The organism is Sphingobacterium sp. WOUb80, assembly GCF_050058145.1.
Classification (GTDB): domain Bacteria; phylum Bacteroidota; class Bacteroidia; order Sphingobacteriales; family Sphingobacteriaceae; genus Sphingobacterium.
Map to the genome: position 1 here is coordinate 6,248,372 of NZ_CP165617.1, position 25,050 is coordinate 6,273,421.

13 protein-coding genes are annotated in these 25,050 nt (G+C 39.6%); 6 read left to right on the plus strand and 7 right to left on the minus strand.

Going from position 1 to position 25,050, the window contains the following annotated elements:
- Window positions 1-134: 134 nt before the first annotated feature.
- Both AB1Z56_RS25805 and AB1Z56_RS25810 read left to right on the plus strand, forming a co-directional pair.
- A complete protein-coding gene (locus tag AB1Z56_RS25805) occupies window positions 135-3,245 on the plus strand; it encodes a SusC/RagA family TonB-linked outer membrane protein (RefSeq protein WP_426790496.1) in 3,111 nt (1,036 codons plus the stop codon).
- A gap of 36 nt (window positions 3,246-3,281) precedes the next feature.
- Window positions 3,282-4,766 carry a RagB/SusD family nutrient uptake outer membrane protein gene (locus AB1Z56_RS25810; protein WP_426790497.1) on the plus strand — a complete coding sequence of 495 codons (1,485 nt, stop codon included), beginning with the start codon at window positions 3,282-3,284 and terminating at the stop codon, window positions 4,764-4,766.
- Between the two features lie 221 nt (window positions 4,767-4,987).
- Here the strand turns inward: AB1Z56_RS25810 and AB1Z56_RS25815 are convergent, their stop codons facing one another.
- Both AB1Z56_RS25815 and AB1Z56_RS25820 read right to left on the minus strand, forming a co-directional pair.
- On the minus strand, window positions 4,988-6,148 hold the full coding sequence (locus AB1Z56_RS25815; RefSeq protein ID WP_426790498.1) for a PepSY-associated TM helix domain-containing protein: 1,161 nt from the start codon (window positions 6,146-6,148) through the stop codon (window positions 4,988-4,990).
- 1 nt (window position 6,149) lies between these two features.
- Complete coding sequence (locus tag AB1Z56_RS25820) at window positions 6,150-8,480, minus strand: TonB-dependent receptor (protein WP_426790499.1); 2,331 nt, start codon at window positions 8,478-8,480, stop codon at window positions 6,150-6,152.
- Window positions 8,481-8,798: 318 nt separating this feature from the next.
- On the opposite strand from AB1Z56_RS25820, the gene AB1Z56_RS25825 reads away from it, so the two are divergent.
- Window positions 8,799-9,674 (plus strand): glycerophosphodiester phosphodiesterase family protein, encoded by an 876-nt coding sequence (locus tag AB1Z56_RS25825; protein WP_426790500.1) that lies wholly within the window; start codon window positions 8,799-8,801, stop codon window positions 9,672-9,674.
- A gap of 10 nt (window positions 9,675-9,684) precedes the next feature.
- Here AB1Z56_RS25825 and AB1Z56_RS25830 read toward each other — a convergent pair whose 3' ends face one another.
- The 3 genes from AB1Z56_RS25830 to AB1Z56_RS25840 form a co-directional block, all read right to left on the minus strand.
- Window positions 9,685-10,110 (minus strand): tetratricopeptide repeat protein, encoded by a 426-nt coding sequence (locus tag AB1Z56_RS25830; RefSeq protein ID WP_309366439.1) that lies wholly within the window; start codon window positions 10,108-10,110, stop codon window positions 9,685-9,687.
- Window positions 10,111-10,214: 104 nt separating this feature from the next.
- Window positions 10,215-11,654, minus strand: coding sequence for a SusD/RagB family nutrient-binding outer membrane lipoprotein (locus tag AB1Z56_RS25835; RefSeq protein WP_426790501.1), 1,440 nt, complete (start codon window positions 11,652-11,654; stop codon window positions 10,215-10,217).
- A gap of 78 nt (window positions 11,655-11,732) precedes the next feature.
- On the minus strand, window positions 11,733-14,867 hold the full coding sequence (locus AB1Z56_RS25840; protein WP_426790502.1) for a SusC/RagA family TonB-linked outer membrane protein: 3,135 nt from the start codon (window positions 14,865-14,867) through the stop codon (window positions 11,733-11,735).
- A gap of 422 nt (window positions 14,868-15,289) precedes the next feature.
- On the opposite strand from AB1Z56_RS25840, the gene AB1Z56_RS25845 reads away from it, so the two are divergent.
- Window positions 15,290-15,901 (plus strand): zinc-ribbon domain-containing protein, encoded by a 612-nt coding sequence (locus AB1Z56_RS25845; RefSeq protein WP_309366445.1) that lies wholly within the window; start codon window positions 15,290-15,292, stop codon window positions 15,899-15,901.
- 304 nt (window positions 15,902-16,205) lie between these two features.
- Here the strand turns inward: AB1Z56_RS25845 and AB1Z56_RS25850 are convergent, their stop codons facing one another.
- Window positions 16,206-18,893 (minus strand): carboxypeptidase-like regulatory domain-containing protein, encoded by a 2,688-nt coding sequence (locus tag AB1Z56_RS25850; RefSeq protein WP_426790503.1) that lies wholly within the window; start codon window positions 18,891-18,893, stop codon window positions 16,206-16,208.
- Between the two features lie 526 nt (window positions 18,894-19,419).
- On the opposite strand from AB1Z56_RS25850, the gene AB1Z56_RS25855 reads away from it, so the two are divergent.
- Window positions 19,420-20,592: a glycoside hydrolase family 27 protein gene (locus AB1Z56_RS25855; RefSeq protein WP_426790504.1), complete on the plus strand. Its 1,173-nt coding sequence runs from the start codon at window positions 19,420-19,422 to the stop codon at window positions 20,590-20,592.
- A 264-nt stretch (window positions 20,593-20,856) separates the two neighbouring features.
- Here AB1Z56_RS25855 and AB1Z56_RS25860 read toward each other — a convergent pair whose 3' ends face one another.
- Complete coding sequence (locus AB1Z56_RS25860) at window positions 20,857-21,585, minus strand: FadR/GntR family transcriptional regulator (RefSeq protein WP_293888089.1); 729 nt, start codon at window positions 21,583-21,585, stop codon at window positions 20,857-20,859.
- Window positions 21,586-21,732: 147 nt separating this feature from the next.
- Here AB1Z56_RS25860 and AB1Z56_RS25865 point away from each other — a divergent pair, with 147 nt between their 5' ends.
- Window positions 21,733-25,032, plus strand: a complete 3,300-nt coding sequence (locus AB1Z56_RS25865; protein WP_426790505.1) for a SusC/RagA family TonB-linked outer membrane protein — start codon at window positions 21,733-21,735, stop codon at window positions 25,030-25,032.
- The last annotated feature ends 18 nt before the right edge of the window (window positions 25,033-25,050 follow it).

The window sequence follows — 25,050 nt, forward strand, 5'->3', positions numbered from 1 at the left end:
AGTAATTCAATAGATTTTGTTATATATTTGCGTCCAAATAAAATCTATTGAACATGTAGTTTTTATTTAAGCAAAAGGTTATCACGCTTTTTGTATTTAATCACACTTAACTTATTTATTAAAGCATCCTTTATATGTACGCAAAATTTAAATACATTCCTATTGCTGCGATAGCATTGTCTGGTGTCAATATGAACCGGCTCTATGCTCAGCAGCGGGCTATACAGGGGAAAGTTGTTGATGCCAATACCCGACAGGCACTTCCTGGTGTAAATGTCCGGATTTCCGGCCAAAATCAAGGGACCCTAACGAATGCAACAGGTGAATTTACACTTAATGTGACTGGTGATGCACTACCTCAGTTGGAATTTTCCTTTGTGGGGTATGAATCTCAACGGGTAAAACCTAGCGGCACAAACCTGACTTTATTGTTAAAACCATCAAGTACAGATTTGGAAGAGGTCGTTGTGGTTGCTTATGGTACTGCTAAGCGTACGAGTATTACGGGCTCGGTAAGTACAGTAAGCAGCAAAGCGATTGAAAATAGACAAGTGTCAAATATTACCAAAGCATTGGAAGGTCAGGTTCCGGGCTTGCAGTCCGTTGCCTCTTCAGGACAGCCGGGGACAGAGGCAGCCATCCGCATTAGAGGTATTGGGTCGATTAACGCATCTAGTGCACCTTTGATCGTATTGGATGGAAGTCCTTACGCTGGTGATATAAACTCCATCAATCCGAATGATATCCAGTCCATCTCTGTCTTAAAAGATGCGGCATCTAGTGCACTTTATGGTTCCAGAGGAGCAAATGGAGTGATTATTATTACGACAAAGTCGGGCGTGACCTCGGACAATACCAAGATTAATCTCAATTTTACACAGGGGTATTCAACACGGGCGGTCCGTGACTATGATCAAGTGTCTACAGATGAATACTTCCAGCTTTATTGGGAAGCCCTCAGGAATAAAAACTTGTCGAATGGATTGACAGCGGAGCAAGCTGCTTCAAATGCAAGTAAAACAGTTTTGACAGATTTAAATATCAACCCTTACGGAAGTCAATACCCACAGCCGGTCGGAGTAGATGGTAAATTGGTAGCCGGAGCGAAAACGCTTTGGAATGATCCATGGACGGATGTCCTACAACGTACAGGAGTACGTACGCAGGCGGATCTTGGATTTAGTGGTGGTAGTGCAAAAAGTACATATTACATTTCAGGAGGTTATCTCAATGACCAAGGAATTGCTATTGAATCAGGTTTTAAACGCTATAATCTGCGTGCGAATATTGATAGCAAAGTCAAATCCTGGTTAAATGTCGGGCTAAATATTGGCGGTAGTAGTACACAACAAAAATATCCGCAGTCTGAAGACAGTAATACGGCTAACATCATCAATTTCACAAGATTGGTCCCTTCTTTTTATCCGTACTATGAGCGGAATGCGGATGGCTCATATGTCCTTGATGGAGCGGGAAATAAAATTTACGATTTTGGAGAATACCGTCCCAGTGGGGCGACACCGCGTAATAATCTGGCTGCATCTCTTCCTTTGGATAGAAATGATATCCGTCGGGAAAATCTATCCGCCCGAACGTATCTTGAAGTGTTGTTTTCCAAAAATTTGAAATTTAAGTCGACGTATAGTGTTGATTACCTCAATGGGAATACGCACGACTATACTAATCCATTGTTGGGCGATGGTGTCAACACCGGAGGTTATGTATATCGCTCAAATGTACGTACTGTCGCACAGACCTGGAATAACTTACTGACTTATGAAAGGCAGTTTGGTTTACATTCCCTCAATGTGCTGGCCGGACAGGAATACTATGATTTTAACAGCAGTAATATAAATGGTAGCAGACAGCAGTTTGTACTTCCTTACTTTGATGAGCCGGCTGCTGCATCACAACTCAATAATTTTACAGGATCTAGTGTTGATTATAGATTGTTGAGTTTTTTGGGAAGAGCGGAGTATAACTATGATAACAAGTATTATTTTTCGACTTCGCTACGGACCGACGGATCATCCCGTTTTTCTCCGGATAAACGATGGGGGACATTCTGGTCTGTAGGTGGCTCCTGGAAGCTGAAACAAGAAGAGTTTTTGAAGGATAACACAACGTTGAATCAGCTGACTGTAAGAGCAAGTTATGGTGGGCAGGGAAATGATAATTTGGGAACCTACTATGCTTATAAAGGACTTTACACCATTGCCAACAGCTTGGGTAAGGGCGGCACCTATACCGGTAGGTTAGCTACTCCTGACCTAAAATGGGAGTCGAATCTGAACTTGAATGTTGGGGTTGATGTATCCGCCTTTGAGAATCGGGTGTCGTTAAGTGTAGAGTATTTTAACCGCAGAAGCAAGGATTTGCTATTTACAATGCCAATGGCTTATTCGACTGGTTATACAGGTTACGATGCTAATATTGGCGCGTTGAAAAATACAGGTGTTGATGTTGATATTCGTACAGTACCTGTTCAGAACGACAATTTTAAATGGAATCTGGATGTCAATCTTTCGCATTATAAAAACAAGATTACAGCATTGCCCAAAGATAATAAATCCATCATCACCGGTAATAAATTGCTGCGGGTGGGGGGAAGCATCTATGATTTCTATTTGCCGGAATGGGCGGGTGTAAATCCTGAGAATGGTTTACCACAGTGGTATGCCGCAGATAAGGATGGCAATAAAACCGGAGAAAAAACATCAGAATACAGTAAGGCCGGTAATTTTATTGCAGGCACCTCACTGCCGGATCTTGTCGGTGGGATTCAAAATAGTTTCACCTACAAAAATTTTGATTTGTCTGCTCTGTTGAGTTTTAGTTTGGGTGGAAAGATATTGGATAACGATTACATTCAGCTTATGCATAGCGGCAATAATCCGGGACGTGCCTGGTCCAAGGAGATCCTCGAGCGCTGGACGCCTGAAAATACGCAAGCGGATGTACCTAAGTTGACTACCGACAATCTGAATTGGACTTCAGCCTCTACGCGTTTTCTTTATAGTGGTACATATGCCAGGCTTAAAAATGTGAGTTTGGGCTATAGACTGCCATCAGATTTATTGAAACGCATTGGGGTAGAAAAACTTCGCGTCTTTGCAACTGCCGAAAACTTATTGACATTTTATGGGCATCAGGGGATGGATCCAGAGCAGACGGTAAATGGAGCGACCTATTTCCGTTATCCGGCAATGCGAACAATATCTGGTGGTATTCAGCTTGTTTTTTAAGGGTGTATTGTTAATCTGAGAATTTAAAGGAAAATCATGAAATTAAAAATTATATATATTGTATTGGCGCTTTCCCTGGTAAACGCATCATGTAAAGATGCGCTTGAGTTGGATCCGACGACTTCCGTACCGGAAGGTGAAGTGTTTAAAAATACCGACAATGTTGCTACTGTGATCAACGGTACCTGGAAGTACTTAAATGATACCTACTTTACTTACGCTAATCCCGGCTATACGGCAGTAATGCGTACAAGTGATGCAATGGGTAGTGATGTGGCGGTGACAACTAAATATGGCTATCGCGATGCTTATGCCTTCACGGAATTAACAAATAATCGATCAAATCGTGTCAATTCTTTTTGGATTATGCTGTATAAGGTGATCGATAACATGAACAATGTCATTGCGAAGGTAGATGGTGCTGAAGGATCTGCTGAAGCCAAGAATGTATTAAAGGGAAAAGCAAAAGCTTTGCGCGCCTTTTCCTATTTAAATCTGGCAACGTTTTACCAGTTTAGCTACCTAAAGGATAAAAATGCAAAATCGGTTCCGATTTATACCGAACCAAGTACATTGTCGACCGAAGGAAAATCAAGATCAACCCAGGCGGAAGTGTATGAATTGATTTTGAAAGATCTAAAAGACAGCGAAGGATTATTAGCTTCAGCCGCTATAGGTGCAAAATATGAAATTAATATTAATGTTGTATACGGTCTGCTTGCCAGAACCTATTTGCAGGTAGGCGAATGGAAGCTAGCGGCAGAATATGCTGAAAAAGCAGCTCAGAAGTATAGTTTAATGACTCCGTCAGATTATCAGGATGGTTTTAATGATCTTGGAAATAAAGAGTGGATTTGGGGACATCAGCAAACGAATGAGCAGAACGTCGCAAGTTATACATTTCATTATCTAGATGTATCATCGGCAGGTTCTTATTACTATAGCTTTATGGCTGATCCCTATTTTAAGGATCTATTCGATACCAGCGATGTCCGTTATGCCCTATTTGAATGGGATAATCTGCCGGGTCGGGAAGGATTTCTACGATATAAAAAGTTTAAATTTAAATCAAATCTGGTCGGTGACATTGTATATATGCGTGCTTCGGAGATGGTTTTGATTGCGGCTGAAGGTTATGCAAGAGCTGGTGAAAACGATAAAGCGGTAGCAGCGCTGAATAAATTACGGACGGCTAGAAACGCTAAGCTGTTTTCAGGAAATGATAATGGACAATTAATTGCTGCCATTCTTGTTGAAAGACGCAAGGAACTTTGGGGTGAGGGATTTGCTTTGTCGGATATTCTTCGGACTCAGGGAAAGGTTGTGCGTAAATCCTATCTTGATGCTGAGGGAAAACCTATTCAAGTAGAAATTGTAGGTGCAGACGGTAAACCTAAGCTGGTAAATGGTCAGGGGCATCGTGTCATTAAATTTCCTAATGGTTCTGATTTCGTGGCAAACAGTCCTTATTATCTGTTTTCCATTCCCTATGAAGAAACGGTTCGGAATCCGAATCTTTAGTATATTGATTGTTGATTTGTTATGGAAGAAATCCGGTGCACAGTTCGTACCGGATTTTCTTTTTATAAGATTATGTGTTTCTCCTGCCTGTTTACTGGTTATTCTCGCATGTGGTCAGTATAAGGATGTCTGGCTAATATTGACTTTTCCACATTATGTTAATAACGCTGTTGAAAACCTGTTTAAAAGAAAAGTTAGGTTATTAACAGTACTTATCCACATTATGTTGATAACCTTTTCTTTTTCTTTTTGCTTTTGTTTAGCCAGATCACATATCCTGTGATGGGCAGCGATGCACAAAAAAGACTGACGATAAAAGCGATTATTTTCGTCCCCATGCCGGCGATACCGCCTGTATGAATATCATAATTAAGGGCGCCCAATTTATCACCATAATGTAGCTTTTCGCTAGACTTGATTTCTCGGAGGCTATTGTCTTTTCTGTCAAAATAAAGCCAGTCAAATGTACCGCTTCGTTTTTCATCATGCCGTACCTGGATGTCCATTTCTGTTTCGGTTTCTTTTTTCAGTCGGATGGACATCATTTCAGCATCTGGGTAGTTTGTCAAAGCATAACGAAGCGCGTTGTCTTGAAACTTTTTTTCTACAGCAGGCAATGGTATCGGCGAGGCGACCGTGGCGGTCTCTGCCCGAGGCTGCAATAAATTGAATGTAGCAATATAGGTCTTTTTGAAACCTGGAAAGGCAAAAGCAAGCCCTGTAACGGCAAAAATCAATCCGATCAATAAACTGTAAAAGCCGATGACGTTGTGAAGGTCATGATTCAGTCGCTTCCATTTAACTTTAGTGTCTAACCAAAAACTGCGCTTGAGATTCTTGCCCTTCCATTTTTTTGGCCACCAAAGAACGATGCCACTAAGTAAGATAAGGACGAAAATGGCCGTTGACCAGGCGACAACCGGATGGCCATACTTTTTACCCAAAAGGAGATTTAGGTGAAGCTGAAGTGCCAGCTGAAAGAATTCTGTTTTTGAATTTTCTATCTGTTGTACCTGTCCAGTATAGGGGTTGATAAATACCCGTTTATAGTAGTGGTAATAGTTCCAATGGCCAAATGCTTTTTCATCTGTTTTTATAGCACGAAATACCCAGGTACGATTCTTGGAAGGATAGAGATCAACCCGCGTGATTTTTTGATTTTTTTGAAGACTTTTCTGTGCGCTGTAAAGAAGTGTGCTTAAAGGCAGTGGAGTTGGTGCCTGATTGGTTGTATCGGCGATAAAATATTTTTCAGGATAAGCCCAAAGTTTGAGCTCATCCTGAAAGGTGTATATGCTTCCCGTCAGACTTAGGATGAATACCACAACGCCAGTGATGATTCCGAGCCATTTATGCAACCAAAGAATGACGGTTTTAAACATATTAAAATTTGTAGTTGATGTTAAATGAGGCCAACATTCCTTGTCCTTTGACGTATTCTTCGTTTAAGGCACGATATTGACTGACAACAGGGTAATAGTTTTTGTTGAATAAGTTTTCTACTCCCATACCGATAGACCATTGTTTGTTGACTTGATAGTTGCCATTTAAGTTAAATAGATCCACAGTTTTAACGGGGCCTTCGCTGTTTTTGTAGACGCCTTTATCGTTTGGAAGAAAGCGATCCCGGGACCCGGTATGCACCCAAAAAAGTTGAAAGGTTAAGGGTTTGATCGGAGTGTAGTAGATGTATCCCGTTGCTTTGTCTGGCGAGATGCGCGAACCATTGAGGTAAGATTTTGTTCCGTCGTCTTTTTTTGATTTTCCTTCCACATGAGCATAGGTTCCACCGATGGTTAATTGTGGGGAAATAGTAGCGCTCAAGGCTATTTCATATCCATACACATCTTCCGGAAGACGTTGTGGCATCAGGTAACCGCCAATGTCCACCAGTTCAACACCCATTTTGGAAGTACTGTAGTAATATGATGTCGATAGCTGGAAAATACTGTAATTGCTTGAGAATCCGATCTCGTAATTATTGGTGATAATAGGGTCAGTTTTTAGGCTATCTAAATCATTGTCGGTTGCCCTTCTAACGATACGGCCGAGTTCATTGATTGCAAAACCCTGTGAGAAACTAACAAATGGATTAAAGATTGCGTATTTATTGTAACGCAAACCTGCATTGAAGGTTGCTCCTTTGTAAGGGATCTTACCACCTTTTACAGCAATGCTTCCTTCGTTATTGGGACCTGTGGCAATGGTATTGAAATCTTTGATTTTAACTGTTGCATTTTCATAGCGTACACCACCTTTAAAGATTAAGTTTTCTAGGAAGTCAATTTTTACCTGGGCGTATGGAGCAACGTTTAACATATTCATATAGGGAATATAGACCCTGCCGTCGGTCAGATTTTGATCGGTTACATCATTAAGTAAATCTACACCATAGGTGATATCTGCATTTGAACCCAATACCTGAAAAGGTGTATTTAGGTTAACGCGTAGGCCTTTTTTCTCCGAATTGATTTGTGTTTGTCCCGGGCCATACCATGCTGAAGCTTTCTCGACATAACGATTCATGGATCGAAATGTATTGTAGTATGCAGAAGCAGTTAAAGATGTCGAGGCGAATAGATTACTTTTAGTATAAGTCAACATGGCATTATGGTTGTACGGAGTTCCAGCAGGTTTACCTGGATCTTCGCCTTTCACGCCTATCGTTGGAGTTTGACCATAGACACCTGTTTGACTGATGTATCTGTTGTGTTGGTTACTTCTGTAGAAGTTGTATACAGCCGTAATATTGGAGCTACTATCGATACGGTATCCGGCCTTTAAAAATGCATTGTATTGATAGGTGTTCGAAAGACCGTCTGTCTGACCAAGTGGAACTCCGTCGCCATCGCGCTGCAGGCCAACATAATCGGCCGAACCGCTGACAGTATAATTCCATCTGTTTTTTTGTCCGTATAATGTCTGTCCTATGCGATATCCCATGGTGCCGGCGCTATGTACAGGATTAAATGTTGTTCGCAGGCTGGTAATTCCTTGGATAGGTGCAGCGTCTTTTGAAGGATTGCGTGTAATGTAATTGATAATACCGCCTGCAGATCCATTTCCATATATTGATGTGGCACCTTTGATAACTTCAACCCGCTCAATAACACTCGGGTCAATGGTCCGAAGATCACGTTGTCCATTCATCAAAGGCGTAGATTGCGGAATTCCATCGATCAAAACCAATACGGACCTTCCTCGGAGTGTCTGCCCGGAATTGGTCGCTTTATTGGTCGAGGTTCCCAGACCAGGAATCGTATTACCCAAAATAGTAGAAAGGTTGGTGCTAATTTGACTCTGAGCTTCGATTTCCTTTGTTGTTAAGATCGAAACAGATGAGGGAACGGTTGAGATGCTCTCTGGTTTACGCCCAGCAGTCACGATAATTTCGTCTAATACCTGGGTGGAATTTAGCTGAAATAATAATGGCCGTTGAACTGTATCTAAATTAACCATTTTTTCAACGGTTGAAAAACCGGTATAAGAAACGCGCAATTGAATTGGATTGCTTGAAGGTCTTTTGGCAAAAGTGAATTGTCCCAATTGATTGGAATAGCCAGCACTTTTTCCGTCAATTTTGATATTGGCTTGGCTTAAAGGTTTGTTATCCCTGTCTTTTACGATTATGGATAGTTCTTGCGCATGAAGTTGTGCGCTTAAAAGCAAAAGGATTCCACTGCTGAACATCATATAGCGTGTTCTGTTTTTCATGGTAATTTATTTAGATCAAATATAAATTAATGTGCAAATATAGGTTATTTTATATTTGTCTTAACATCTATCTCCTATTTTTTTTGATTTTTTTTAGTTGTTATTCTGTGATTTTCAGACTGATTTGGTATATTATTTAACTACTGGCTGCTATAAAATTAACTTAGGTGTTTTTACCGATCGGGGAGTATGATCCGATGGATTGTCTGTTTACATTAATTGAACACCCTGTTAAAGATTTATTGATCTTGAATAGTTAATTTAGTCCTGTATTTTTTGATAGTTTCGGCTGATCAACTCGGCCATAATGATAAATTAATGAGAAGAACATTTTTATTTTTATTTCTTTGTGTGTCCTCCTACTCAGTAGCCTTTGGGCAGAAAATCCATTCCCTACAGTTTGAATCTCCGCAGGCGATGCGCGATTATTTTACGTATTCTGTAGAAAAAAAGGTGGTGAGTGGCCATCGGGGGACAATTGAGGCGGGACTTCCTGAAAATTCGATTGCGGGATTTGAGGCCGTATTGCAAAAGACACCGGCTATTTTTGAAATCGATCCGCGTTATACCAAGGATAGTGTTGCTATTTTGATGCATGATGCGACATTGGATCGAACCACAAATGGAAAAGGAAAAGTATCAGATTATACTTGGGATGAATTGCGCAAGCTGAAATTAAAGGATCAGGCAGGAAATATTACCCGATATGGTATTAACACTCTTGATGAAGTCATTCAATGGGCAAAAGGCAAAACTATTCTGAATCTTGACAAGAAAGACCTACCGCTAGCAGCTACCGCAGCAGTACTGAAAAAGTATAATGCTTACAGCTGGGTGTGGGTTACGGTACATGATGTTGCGCAGGCGAGCTATTATTTGGGGCAAAGTCCCGAGCAGTATATGTCTATGCATATTAAAGATCAGGCTGCTTTAGAAAAATTTAAAGCCTCTGGATTACCCTATGACCGTATGATCGTGTATATCGGGCCAGAACTAAAGAGTGCCAATCAGGCGATGTATCAATTTTTCAACAGTAAGGGCGTGATGTGTATGATTTCGGCTGCACCTACTTACGATAAATTGAAGACAAAAGCAGAACGCGCTGAAAAATATAAGGCTGTATTTGCAGAAGGAGCCTCAATTCTCGAGTCCGATCTCCCCATGGAAGTCGGCGGAGTCATCGATTCGCTTTGACGGATGAGTATCAATCCAAATCTATATTATTACCTATAAATGTTAGATACTTGGGCGATTCATCTTCGAAAATGTCTCTTCCTTCCATCATATAAGCACGGAGAAGATATTCCTGGGCAAGCTCACTATTATTGTCTTCGAGGTAACATTGCCCCAAGCGCAACATGATAAAAGGGTTTTCGTAGGCATTTTCGATAATGTTCTGTTTTGCCTTTTCAAAATGGGAGAGGGCATTGCCAAAATCGTCCAGTAAGAAAAAGGCATCTCCTATAGAGGCTTCGAGCCAAAGACTTTCAGCGTGAACATTCTGTGGACTAGGGACTAGATCCAATGCTTCGGTCCACACCCGGATTGCTTCCTGATAGTTGCCTTCATCGCAATGGATGTTTCCTTCTTCGCTGAGTTGGTCTATTCTGTCTAATGTTTGATCATCCATGACATGTTATTCTTTAGAGTGCCGTACTAAGATAAGAAATCTATAGAACAAAAAAGCGGAAAAACAAACTTCTTCCGCTCTTTGATATAATTTTTATCGGTGTTTTACTCTACATCAAACCACAGTTTGGTTAACAATGTATTGCTGCCCTGGTGCTTGATTGCTTCTTGGTAATTAGTTCCATTCACCGATTGTTCCGTTCCCGGATATAAAAAGCGTAATGGAATTTTTCCACCCAAAGCACCTTGTTTTGCAGGTGTTAACTTAGGATAATCCAATCTGCGCCATTCGGCAAATGCTTCTAAACCTTGCCCATATAAAGCAATCCATTTTTGTTCCCCAATTGACTTTTTATAGTTATTGGGGTTGAACTCGACTGCTGGTTGGTTGAGGTAGCTAACAATGAGATCATTATCAATATCATATTGTTCAAAAGATGCACGAATGGCCTTTTGGTAGAGATCTGCGGCATCACCCGTAATAAATCCTCTGCTTACGGCCTCGGAAAGATCAAAAAGAACCTCCGAATAACTTAAGATGACTGCAGGTGCTTTTGGCTCACGGAAATATTTTCCTGGTCGGGATGTAAGATTGAAACCAATACTGCTAGCCTCACTTGAAGTGAGACCATTTGGGAGACCAATATATTGTTCCTTCGTAAGGCTATCAGTTACATCCGCATAGATTGGTAAACGTGGATCGTTTAACTCGAAAAGCTTATCAACCATCGTTTTACTCACTCGATAATCCTCTCTTGCTTCAAAAGATGCACTGACGGGATTGCGATAAGGAGCATCGCGGTAGATCAGCTGAGCGATTTCATCATTGGAGCTAATGTAACCACTTCCTTCTGCTGCGATTTCCTGCAATGTAGTTTTGGCTAGATCCGGTAGGCGGTCAGCAATACGTAATGCAAAGCGCAATCTTAGTGAATTCGCAAAACGTTTCCATTTAATGATTTTATTCTCATAAATAATATCACCCTGGATAGCCTCACCATTAGCTTTCAATAAACTTTGCGCGTTTTTGAGATCGTTCAATAGGCCTTTATATACATTCTCCTGTGTGTCGTAACGAGGAGTTAAATAAGCATCAATATCTCCTGTTTCAGTATAAGGAATATCTCCATAGGCATCTGTAAGTAATGAAAATACCCATGACTGCAAGATAAGTGCTACACCCCTGTAGTTGTCATTGCCGCTATTTGCTGCTAATTTTTGCGTGATCTTTAATTGGCTGATGCTCTTTGAGTACCAGGTTGACCATCCCTCTGTGAAATCATTGTTTGTGAAAATATAGCGGTCGGGGTCCGTGTATTGGATCCTAGCCCAATGCTGTACAAACAACAGACTAGAAGCAAGATTATTGCTTACGCCCCAGTAGCTGTCGGCTGTTGTTTTAATCGCACTTGTGAGAAGGTAGGCAGGTTGAGGATTTTCTGCCTCATTCTGATTTTGATTGACTTTTGCTAATTCATCTTTACAGGACGTGGTTAGGCCCAGTAAGAGAACAAGTCCTGTTATATATTTACTGTTTATTTTCATGCTCAAAATAATTATTTGTTCTTCAATTGTTCGCTAGTAAGAAATCGAGCTGCTTTAGGCATTGATGATTTCAGTTACTTAAAACTTAAGATTTAAATTGAAGCCAAAGCTTCTTGTGGTCGGTAACTGTAAACTTTCCAACCCTTGTGCATTGCCTGTATTAAAGGCTGTCTCTGGATCAATATTGGGTGCATTCTTATGAATAATCCACAGGTTTCGAGCTACTAAAGAGAACGAAGCTCCCTGAAAGCCGATTTTGGAAATCCAATGATTTGGCAATTGGTAACCTAGTTTTACCTCGCGCAATTTAACATAAGAAGCATCGTATACATTAGGCTCATTGATTCTATACAATGCTTTATAATATTGTTGTGCTGAAATGATGGTTGTGTTTTCGGAGCCATCTGCATTGACGCCATCGACAAGGATACCATCATCATGTGCGGTTTCTACAAGTGTTTTTGGATCTATAGTGGTAAAGTTGAGTCCGCCATGCTCAGGATCTCTTCCCGGAAGAGTAGAGGCCAATACCCCAGTTCCTCTACCGGTCGCATTTGTCCCCGAGTAGAGTTTGCCCCCATGCTTGATGTCAATCAAAAAGCTTAGATCGAAGTTTTTATAGCGAAATTGATTGCTAATGCCCCCTAACCAATCTGGCGTAAACTTACCGAAATAATGATTAACCGGATCAGCAGTAGGTATCCCATCGCTTAAAATAAGACGGCCTTGTGAATCGCGTAAAAAGCCAGTTCCGTAAAGAGTTCCATAGGGTCTTCCGACTGCGGCCAAAACTTGCACGGTTCCTGATGATCCGATCGTATAACTTTGTAATAATCCGTCATTGTCTAATTCTACAACTTTACTTTTATTTGTTGCGAAGTTGACATTGATATCCCATTGGAAATCCTGTTTTTTCACCGGTGTAACCCCTAATTGAATTTCAAGCCCCTTATTGTTGATCTTTCCGGCGTTCATGAGTTTCTTCTTATAACCTGTCGATGGACTCACATCGACGGCTAAAATCTGGTTGATACTATTGATATCGTATAAACTTAAGTCTAATCGCACTCTATTTTTTAGGAAAGCCAGTTCGGTACCTAGTTCAGTTGAGGTGGTTGTTTCGGGTTTTAGGTCTGGATTTTTCTTGATGTCATTGACCGATAATTGTGGGTTGTCTCCGTATGGTGCACTAAATAGATAAGAATCAATTAAACTAAAAGGGTCTGTATCTTTACCTACTTTGGACCAACCTCCCCGTAATTTCCAGAAAGACAATATATCGCTTTGAATAGGGAATGCATCTGTCAGTACGATACTTGCGTTTGCCGATGGATAGAAATACGAAAGATTGTCAACAGGCAAAGTAGAAGACCAGTCGTTTCGAGCTGTTAGATTCAAAAAAGCATAATTTTTGTAACCTAATTGTGCCGATGAAAAAATACTGTAAGCTTTCAATGGGCTGTATTCACCTGTTGAAATCAAGGCATCTCTAGAGTTTGCTAATGTATACACTTCAGGAACAGCTAACCGGGGAGCCTTTTGGTTGTTGCGTTGCCGCGATTGGCTACGTATATTGCTTCCCGCCAATATATCTAATGTAAAGTCTGTTGAAAGTGGTCTATTGTAATTTAATGTAAATTCTGTGTTATTTTCATTTACTGTGTAAGCATCTTCTTCATAGGAACCGTAGGGTGTACCATTAGTGCCATAAGCAACCCGTATTTTTCGGCGATCGGTGTAATAATCGTTACCAGTACGGAAGTTGGCTGTTAAAAACTCATTGATCTTGTAATTTAAACCAACATTTCCAAAAATTCGGTCGCGTTGTTGCTGTACCGTATTTTCCTCCGCGATGAAGTATGGATTGCTATAATAGCTATTGTTCCAATTGACTAAATTACCATTTTCATCCCGATAATTTTTTAGACGGGAAACATCGACCTGTCTGCCAAACCAAGTAAATTGGAGCATATAGCCGTTCGATCGAAAGCCCCCTACACCTGGTAAATTACCTGAGTTTGTGCGTACATAATTTGCATTTGCTGTAAGTGTCAGATCTTCCGTGATTTTATAACGTGTGTTAATATTGAAGTTATTTTTTTCAATCGAAGAATTTGGGATAATTCCTGTTTGATTACTATTGTTATAAGAAAAACGATAATCAACTTTATCTGTGGCATCGGCAATAGATATTCCATTGTTTAATGTTCTTCCAGTTCCAAAAAAGCTACGTACGTTATCTGGATGAGGGAGGAAAGGAACGGCTTCACCATGTGAATAAAATTGTGGGATGAGTCTGCCATCCATTTTTGGGCCCCAGCTTTCATCAACACCATCATTGATACCGCCACCTTTACCATCGACATAGCTAAACTTTCCGTCGGCACCTTGTCCAAATACATTTTGATAATCGGGTAGAACGGCGAGTCGTTCAATTGTATTATTTGAATTGATGTTTATTCCCAATCCTTTACGTTTTTTTCCGGATTTTGTCGTAATCAAAATCACACCGGCAGCGGCTCTTGAACCATATAATGCGGCCGCATTGGGCCCTTTGAGCACACTGATCGATTCAATATCTTCACTATTGATATCGGAGATTGCATTGGCATAATCACGGTTGCCGCTGGTCCCCAACTGAGAGTTATCCACGGGAGTTCCATCAATCACAAATAAAGGTTGATTGTTTCCCGCAATGGAGGTTTCTCCACGGATAATAATTCTCGAAGAACCCATATTTCCTTGACTATTTGTTACCTGAACACCGGCAACTTTTCCAGCTAAGGAGTTTACGAGATTACTTTCTTTAGCTTCGGAAAGATCTTTTCCCTTTAGTTCCTGAATAGAATATCCCAACGTCTTCTTTTCTTTCGAAATATTCAATGCAGTGACCACAACTTCATCCAATAAGGCTGTTGAAGGTAAAAGTTGGATTGTAGTCAGCCCCGTCGGATTGGTTTGAACAGTTTTGGAATCGAAGCCTATGTATTGAACCTGAATACTACGTGAAGTCCCTGTTGAAGGGAGTTCAAATAACCCATTAGCGTCTGTCTGTACTTGTTTTTTGCTGCTTGTTTCGGTAACTGTAGCCCCTTGAATCGGATTGTTGTTGTTGTCGACTACTTTTCCTTTTATAGTGGTTTGTGCGTATAGTGCGCCAGTACTAAGGCAAAGCGCAGCCATTACGACAAAATTTATGTTGTTTTTTGCCATATTAAATATAATAGTGAGTTTGTTGATTTGGGTTATAGGAGATATTTGAAATTTACTTGTAAAAACATCCCCTTAGGGCATTCGTTTTTCGAGGATGTAGTGTGTATGCTGTTTCATGTGTTAAAAAATGTTAATGCAAATATATAAAATCTACCTGATAACTATACTTTGTTTTTTTGTTTTTTGTAATATTTGAGTCAGAATAGTGAAATGAGGAAGGTGTAGGGGCATTGGTGATCAATTTCAGCTGCTTTTTCTGAAATGGCTTTATCTTGTTTTTATAATATATTGCTTGTCAGGATATTTATTCGGAATATGCGAATCGTAAACGACGACCTGCGAATTGTAAATCCTCGTATTTTCTGTTAGGAAAGGGCAGCATTCTTGTATTTCGATTATACAGAATTAAAACGCATAATACTATGATTATTTTTGGCACACGAACCAAGGTATTAACCAACAAATCACAATTAGCGATCGGTAACTGTGATTATTGTGGCACTGCTCAGTCCCTCTTTGCATATAGACAAATTAAGTATTTTCACATTTTTTGGATACCCATATTTCCTTATTCCGCGCAGATGATTACGATTTGCAGTCATTGCAAAAAGTTGAGCTACCAATCTGAAATCAATCCACAGATACTTCAATCCTTGCCGCCGGGAACTATCCGTAAAACGCCTATCGGTTATTTTGCGGGCTTAATGCTGATTGGACTTTTGGCAGCTGCTATTGTTATAGCTGGGATTTCTGGCGCAAAAAAGAAAGAAAAATACCTGAAAGATCCAAAGGTTGGCGATGTGTACGAACTTTCCTATGCAAAAGATGGAAAGACGATGCGTACGCTTTATCGTATTGCCAATTTGACGACAGATTCTGTGACCTTTGACATTAACGATTATGAAGCGGATAGCCGAAAAGGCCTACGTAAATTGCGCGAGCAGCATTCCAATAGTTATTCTGAAAAGCAAAAAGTATCTCGTGCTGAACTGGAAGATATGAAAAATAGGATAGCAAGCATTGAAAGATTGTAAAGATCATTTTCTTGCTTCTTATGGCTACCTCCATTGGTATTGCCGGCGTATTGGTTTGCTATTTCTCTGCTGTTTCCTTGCCTATCCTTTGCTGTTTCGTTACTTATTATTCGGTCTTATAGAAAACAAATAGCAACGAAAGAACAAACAGATAGCAACGCTGTAACATAGCTGTTGTCAAGGAAACCCAAAGGATATATAACAAGGTTTAAACCAGCGCTCAATTGCCTCTTTGCAAAAGAAGAGGTATTGATTTGATACCCTGGAGCACGTCTTGTAGACAAGGTTCGGATCTTTAAATGTGCTACTTCTTTGTTTTTACAATATTAAATTTATGAATATAACCTAGCATAAAATATTGTTTCAATGTAAGTGAATTTCCAAAATATGTTCTGTTGCCTTGACTGCCCCAATAATTTTGCGTATTCTGATTCAAGATATCGAAACCGGTCAATTTTAGCTGTGAATTATTTTTCAGGGTATAATAGACTGATGCATTTAAAATATGATAGTTTTTTCTGCCACTAAGTCCGCTGGCTCGATTATCCAACGAGTAGGTTGATTCCAACGAAAATCCGTGGATCGGATTAATATTCAATCCTGCACCAATTTTATGTATTGAATAGGTTGATTCAATAAAATCGGAGTTATCTTTTACCGAATTTATATTCTTGTTCCAAGAATAAGTATACTGCGGTGATATCGTCACCAGATTTTTCCACGTCGCGGAAAATTGCTGGCTGGCATTGATCCCTACATTGGTCCCTTTATTATCTACATCGTTGATGGAACTATAATTTTCATAAGTATAGATACTGTTGTTTTGCGATAGATAGAATGACCAATTTTTACTCGCTTTTAGGTTATATCTCAGGTAAGTATAGGCACTATAGTTATATTTTGAGCCAGCGAGAAACATTTGGGTGGTCATTTGTCCTGTATTGTTGTTTCGCCAGCTACGGGTCCCAATGCTGTTATTGACATAATTGATATTTCCATTTACATTAAACTGCAATTTCGAGGTGTATTTATAGTATGATATACTGACATTCTGTTTTTCGATATTGTTGAATATAAAGGATGTCTTTCGTGTATACAATGGATTTAGATCCATAACGAGCTGCTGGATTCCATAGAGTTCGGGAGACTCGAGATCTTTATACCAGCCAAGGTTTAGATCTTTATAACGGATATTAATATTGGGCAACCAGTAGCCTAAAGATGATTTCTCGACCGAATTAATTTTAAGTAGATCAAAATGATTTGTTTTCACTTGATAAGCAGTTCCAAATTTTACGTTAAAATCTTTTGTGGGTCTCCAGTAAAATATAATACCTGTGATATAATCTTGGTATTTGTAGCGGTAACTATTTTCATAGAGGGCTGCATGTACTTCACCAGTACTGTCGCGGTCGACATAGACAGTTTCCTGTGGTCCCTGGCGGTTGGTGACATAGGTAAAGTAATAATCAAAGTTGAGTTTTTTAATAATTTTATTGTAATAGGCAGCACTAAAATATAGATTGCTGGAATTATTCTGCGTTAGATTTTTATACCCTAAACTAGTTTGGGGCTTAGCAGCATCATAGATATTGGTATACTGAAAAGAGCTGTCGGTCTTTTCATTGGTGTTGATGGAAATCGTATTTCTAAACGATACAATATGGTTTTTATTGAGCTGTTTTTCGATGTAGAAGCCATGTGAATAGTTCAGTGTATTTTCCTTATCTTCACCTGTACCGGTAGCGTCATTTAGTTTTTTGATGTCCGTATAGGAGCGGTTCATTCCGAAGCTTGAATTTTTCTTGGAATTTATACCCAGATTCGGTGTAAATTCGAAATAGGCTGTGGTATCCATCCGATGACGGAGGAGCGTTTTGATATTGTGTCCTACAGTTTTTTCCTGTTGTCGGTAATTGGATTCTGAATATTGTTTTTCCTGGTCGAATAAGGATATTTGATTGCCAGTATTTTGATTTTCAGCTTTATTATATTTCAGCATGTACATGATATTCAGCTTGGTTTTCTTTCCCCAGTCGTTGTTGAGGTTAAATCCCAGACCAATATCGTTGGCCTTGCCGGAATAGTTTCTGCCACCAAAATTATCAAAACCATAGTTTTCGGAACGACCGAGTCCAGCTTCTTGGTTTAACTCATTGTAATCAAAACTCTGGCGGTTAATGTTATTTCCGAAACCGATTAAACTCAGCTGGAGCGTATCCTTAAACGTATTGAATAAACCGCCGGCCTCATATCTGCTCCGCGTGCCCGCACTGCCATAGAGTTTGCCAAAACTGGCTCTGAGGAAATCTTTCTTAAATTTTAGATTGATCGTAATCGGTAGTTTATCTTCATCTTCGTTATCTTTCTTTGTTTCCCCCTTATCACGGTATACCTGTACCGTCTTGATCAGGGAAGCGTCTAGGTTTCGCGTAGCAATACGTACGTCACTTGAAAAGAAATCCTTGTCGTTGACCTTTACTTTGGAAACCTCCTTGCCCTGATAGTAAATAGAACCGTCCATATTGACCTGCAGACCGGGTAGTTCTTTGAGCAATTCCTCTACATTAGCATTAGGACGTGTTTTGAAGAAATTGGTATTATATTCTAAGGTATCTTTATTCATCCGTACGGGCGGGACAATATTGACGACTACCTCATCGAGACTTTTGGAATCAAGCTTCAACTGGGCGAAATCATATTGTTCTCCATTTGGAATAATAAACTCCTTGCGAAAAGGATTTGCATTGACATGTGAAATGAAAAGCGTTAAAGCGGTCCCTGTGGGAATTTTGACAAATTCAAACTTGCCCTTTGTATCAGTAAGGAGGTAGGAAACTACAGAAGAGTCTTTTGAATTGAGAATCGTTACAGTCGCTTTTTCCAACGGTTCTGCATTTTGAGAAAATACAGTTCCGAGAACTTTTCCCTTCGATTGACCTATAACTATATTTGATGTAAGTAATAAAATTAAAAATAAGTAAATTCTCATAAAATTTAAGGGCCTATGTCTTGGTTATATAAGGGGTTAAAATGATTTTTCGTAAATCATTTTAACACAATATTAAAGAAATGAAAATTATACTATAAATGAAAATTTATTTTTAAGACAATCGATTGCGAATTTTATTTATTAGAATTTTTTTAATATTATTTGTTCGAGAGGCAATCTTTTTTACAAGGAACCCACTGTGCTTGGTTGAATAGTTTGCAGAGGATAAGAAGTTAGAAGAAGACTATAGTAGCAAAGCGAGGGCGTCCGATCTATTGGAGACCTCATTTTCAAAACGCACTGGTAAGCAGGATCATTGTATATATTATGGAGTTCATTGGGGCTTTTTGAAGGTTAAAGATCTTTCTTTTTTGATACATTTATAATTACCGATTAATTGTTATGTGTTACATAAAATAGTTGTGATGTTGAATTTACTTTCCCATATCATTACCTATTGCTATTTTTGAGCTGAAGGCTGGAAAATAGAGAAAAGGACAAGTAAATCAATTTTTTATAAGAAGTTATGAGATTTAAGTTATTATTCAAGAGCGTTCTATTAGTGGCTCTAATAGGTAATTGGAGCCTGAGAGCGGTGGGGCAAGAGGCAAAACCACCCATTATGGGTTGGAGCAGTTGGAATAGTTTTCGGATTCATATTGACGAAAAGTTGATTCGGGAGCAGGCTGATGCAATGATCACTACCGGCTTGCATGATGCAGGATACAACTATATCAATGTGGATGATGGATATTTTGGAGGGAGAGATGCGGAAGGAAAACTTTACGAAGATCGTTCAAAATTTCCCAATGGAATGCGGGCCTTATCCGATTATATTCATTCTAAGGGGTTAAAAGCGGGATTGTATTCGGAAGGCGGAAAAAATACCTGTGGCTCAATTTGGGATAAAGATCCTAAGGGCATTGGTGTTGGTATGTATGGCCATGAACGTGAGGATGCTGCGTTGTTTTTTAAAACATGGAATTTTGATTTTATCAAAGTAGACTGGTGTGGTGGATTGGAAATGAAACTAGATGATCGCGAGCAATACACAAAAATAATAACAGCGGTGCGGGCGGTTCGTCCTGATGTAGGGTTTAATCTTTGCCGCTGGCAATTTCCTGGAAATTGGGCAATTAAGCAAGTAGATTCTTGGCGTATCTCGCAAGATATACAGCCGAATTTTGCTTCGGTGCTGCATATTATCGATCTCAATCGTAATCTATATCCTTATAGCTCACCAGGCCATTATAATGATATGGATATGCTTCAAGTGGGCAATGGGATGACTCATGAAGAGGATAAAACACATTTTTCAATGTGGTGCATGCTGAATTCACCTTTGATGGCGGGAAATGATCTGCGTAAAATTTCGAAGGAGACACTCGCTATATTGACGAATAAAGAAATGATTGCGCTAAATCAGGACAAGGCTTTTAAACAGGCCCAATGTGTCCTGAAGGCAGGAGAGGTAGAAGTATGGAAGAAAGAATTGGCCAATCCAAAGAATAAAGCACTGGCAATTCTCAATAGATCGAATATTGAAACCCAATTTACATTGGATGCAAAAGCACTGAGTTTGTCTCCGAAAAATAGAGTGAAAGATTTATGGCGTCATCAGGAGGATGGGAAGCTTGGCCAAAATAGAAACTTCACACTTCCTCCCCATGGTATAGTCGTACTTTTGCTATCGGAATAGGTGGGGCGATAAAGACATTGAGACGAAATGCCCCCCTGGAAAATGTTTTTATGTCATACATGGCTGATGTTTTTCGTGATTGAATTTAAGGATATAGCGGATTTACTCATGATACCGAATCAACTGCAAAAATTTCACCAGCTACGCTAGTTTGGAAGGAGGATAAATTGGATGGTTCAAATTAAATAACGCAGGTAAAAGAAAAAGCCCAATATACTAACTATTGGGCTTTTATATGTGTTTATGCTGCTATTTAAGTGCCGTTTACCCAACAGATTTCTTATACAAAAAGAGCCGTTGGTAATGATTATCAAGATGTTTGCGCATCGCATTTCGGAATACTTCAGCATTGCCTACTTTCAATATATCGACTAATCCCCGGTGCGAGATGAAGCTTTTTGAAGGGCTGGGGCTGGTCAGTAGACCACTACTATGTACATATTGAAAAACAGGTAACAACATATTCTGGAAATCTTTCAGGATGGTATTACCCGTGATTTCATAAAGTTTACCATGAAAGGCAATTTCGGTTTCAATATCAAAAATTGTATTATCTGCTTGTATAGGTTCTTTTGCAACGATTGCTTCGAGCTCCTCAATATCTTTTTCTTGTATATGTTCAAAGAGGATATCGGCCATACCTACTTCCAGAACCATGCGCATTTCAAAAAGATCCTGTAGGGTCTTATTTTCCATGATGGTTGGATAAAGTGATTTGCGTAGCGGTTTTATAAGATCTGGACTTGTTAAAACGGCCCCACGATGTTTTTTGGATTCGATCAATCCGACCATACGCAACCGCAACATGGCTTCGCGAACTACTGTACGACTTACACCAAGGGTTTCGGCCAATTCAATTTCCTTAGGTAATGCATCTCCAACTTTTAAACCCTGATTGACAAAAAGATTGATGATTTCTTTTTCTGCACGATCTACTAGCGAAGAGGTATCAATTGTATTAAGATGTTCTATCAGCGAAGAATTCGGTTCCATATATATTACATATAGCGCATTAGGCGCGTTAAGACAAAGATAATTAATAAAAGTGATTAATATGTTATACATAATTTGATTTAAATTTGTTTTTTATATTTTGTAATTTATATATTTGCATATATGTAATACTTAATACAAACCAATATGTATTCAAACCTAAAATTACGAACCCTGCTTACCCTGTCTATATTGACGGGCAATATGCTCTTGGCTCAAGCACAGGACCATGCCGTGCGGGGAAAAATTACCGATGCAAAAACTGGAGAATTACTAGGAAATGTGACTGTAAAGGTCAAAGGATCCAGCCAATCTCTGCAGTCAAATACCGATGGAACGTTCTCCATCAGTACCAATCCCAATACTATTTTAGTGATTACGTCTACGGGGTATAGACCATACGAGGTAAAAGTTGGGCAATTAAATCAATTGGATATTAAGCTTGAATCTAAGGTTGAGCAAATGGATGAGGTTGTTGTGGTAGGATACGGAACACAAAATAGGAGAAGTGTAACCGGTTCAATCGCAAAGGTCGATAAAACTGTTTTACAAAATACACCTCGTTCTAATGTTGCTACAGCATTACAGGGGACTGTACCTGGATTACAGGTGGTAAACAAATCGGGTACGCCTGGTGCAGCGCCGATGTTAAAATTACGCGGTGGAGCATCAATTAAAAGTTCTAGTCCCCCATTGGTGGTCATAGACGGTGTCATTCGTGAAATGAATGATGTGAGTTCGGATAATATCGAATCCATCGAACTTCTAAAAGATGCTTCTGCAACGGCAATCTATGGAGCTCGTGCAAATAATGGTGTAGTTTTGATTACTACCAAAACAGGTAAATCGGGTGTATCGAACATATCTTATAAATTTACAGGAGGCTTTAACCAACGCCGTGAGGGGTATCGTTATATGAATGCTGGGGATTACATTTATTATACGCGTTTGGGGTATTTAAATGCTGGTAAAACAATAGAGACAGCTAACGGATCCAGGGGACTGGGACTATTGACCGATAACGCAAATTTATCTTCGTTCGATATTCGTCGTTACACAGCTGATTTGGATCCATTATTAGCTAAAGGCTGGCAACTTGTTGATGACCCCTATGGTGGTCAGATAATTTATAAGGATCATTCCGGTGAAGTTGAGGATATCTTATTTCGAAATACGTACACGAAGGATCATTATGTGAATGTGTCCGGGGGTAATGATAGAGGAAAATATTTCGCCGCATTTGATGCATATGATGAGAATGGAATCATAGTAGGCTCCAATTATAAACGGTATACTGCAGATCTAAATGGTTCATATAAGCTGAAACCGAATCTGGAGGTCGCCACCTCTGTCAATTTGTCAACTGCTTCTCAATATGGGGTTGGCGGATCTGAAATAAATGCATTATATCGGAACTTGGCTATTTGGCCTACATTCAATCCTTGGGTTGATGAGGCGAAGACCAGGCCCAATCCAGGCAATGGCATCAATGATGGGAATCCATTGTATTGGTTGAGTCGTATGGAGAGAAATAATGAAACGAATCGCATTGTCGTAAATGGTTCGATAAAATGGGATATTATTCCTGGTTTATACCTCAAAGTCTCCGGAAATGCCTATATGAAAGAGGTATTGAATGAGTTCTTTCAAAAATCGACCCAGACCTATGCCAATGTGTTTTCTAATCCCGAAACTATAGGCAGTACTTCAAGAGATGCCTATCGCAATATAAATCGCGATTTTCAAACGCAGTTCAACGGTATTTTAAATTATACCAAGACATTTGGTGAGAAGCATAATCTGAACGCTATGCTGGGAGCGGAATATTTTAATACGAAGACAGATTACATGCAAGTTTACGGGAAGAATGCGCCTACCGACGATATACCAACCGTTAATGCATCGACCGTTTTCGTAGCGGGTAACAATACTTCTTCAAAATCTGAATATCGAATTATTTCTTCCATGGGACGTCTGGCTTATGACTATGATGGGAAATATTTGTTAAACGCTGTGTACCGTTTAGATGGCGTATCGAGCTTAGCAGATGGCCATCGTTGGGGGTTCTTCCCTGGTCTTTCTGCTGGGTGGAATGTTCATCAAGAAGCATTTTTTAAGAATACCAAATTAGCGGAGTATATTTCAACTTTGAAGCCTAGACTGAGTTATGGAGAAAATGGAAATATAAACGGATTAGGAAGATATGAAGTTCAGGGAACTTATTCCTTGCAAACTAATTATAACGGAACCGCTGGGTACCTTAATACTCAGCCCGTAAATGGAAATCTGGTTTGGGAAACGAGTAAAACTACAGGTGTAGGTTTAGATTTAGGTTTATGGAAAGACCGTGTAACCTTACTATTCGATTATTACAATAGAAAAACTAAAAACCTTTTAACGGATCTGACTTTGCCTAGCTATATCGGTTTCTCGTCTATAAATACCAACTTAGGCACTTTACAAAACAAAGGATTGGAGTTTGGTTTACAAGCTCGCGTGCTTAGAAATCCAGATGGGATTAATTTGAATATCGGAGCCAATGCCGCGTTTGTGAAAAATAAAATATTGGAGTTACCGAATAATGGCAATGAAAACAATCGTCAAGGTGGACTACAGGTTTATGATCCAGCATCGGGGCAAGTTAAATGGGTAGGTGGGTATCAAGAGGGGCAATCTCTAGGGGATATTTATGCATATAAACAAGTGTCCATCTTTAAAGATGATGCTGAGGTAAGTTCAATTGCCGGTAACCGTACGGATAATATTGCTGGAATTACTGGGCCGAATCTTCCTATTGGAAAAAATGGAAGAATTACGCCTGGAGATGTCAATTGGCTGGATGTTGATGGCAATGATATTATCGATTCACGTGATCAAGTTTATATTGGTAATATCAACCCTAAATGGACAGGCGGTTTTACAACTAATTTAAGCTATAAGAATCTGAGTCTTTTTTCAAATTGGGAGTTTGCGCTGGGACATAAAATATACAATGATCTTGTCGCAAGAACATTGGGTAATTATCAGGGTACCTTCAATTATATTGAACTGCAAAAACAAGCTTGGTCACCGACCAATACTATAACGGATATTCCAAAGGTCTATTTTGCAGATCAGGTAGGTGGATCCAAACAGAATTATACGCGTGGAAACAATGCCAATTCAGTGTTGAATAGCAACAATTCGAGATTTTATGAAAAAGGCGATTATTTGGCCCTGCGTGAGCTGACTCTTTCGTATGACATGCCCAAATCATTGCTCGAAAAATCGCGGGTATTTTCGCATGCACGAATTTATTTTACCGGATCTAATCTTTTTTATATCACAAAATTCTCGGGTCCATCGCCTGAGCCTCCAGTAGATGCGAATAATTTGGTTACAGGTATATATTTAGGTACATATCCCACACCAAGATCTTATGTCCTCGGTGTTCAACTATCCTTTTAATCTTAAAAATTGAAAACG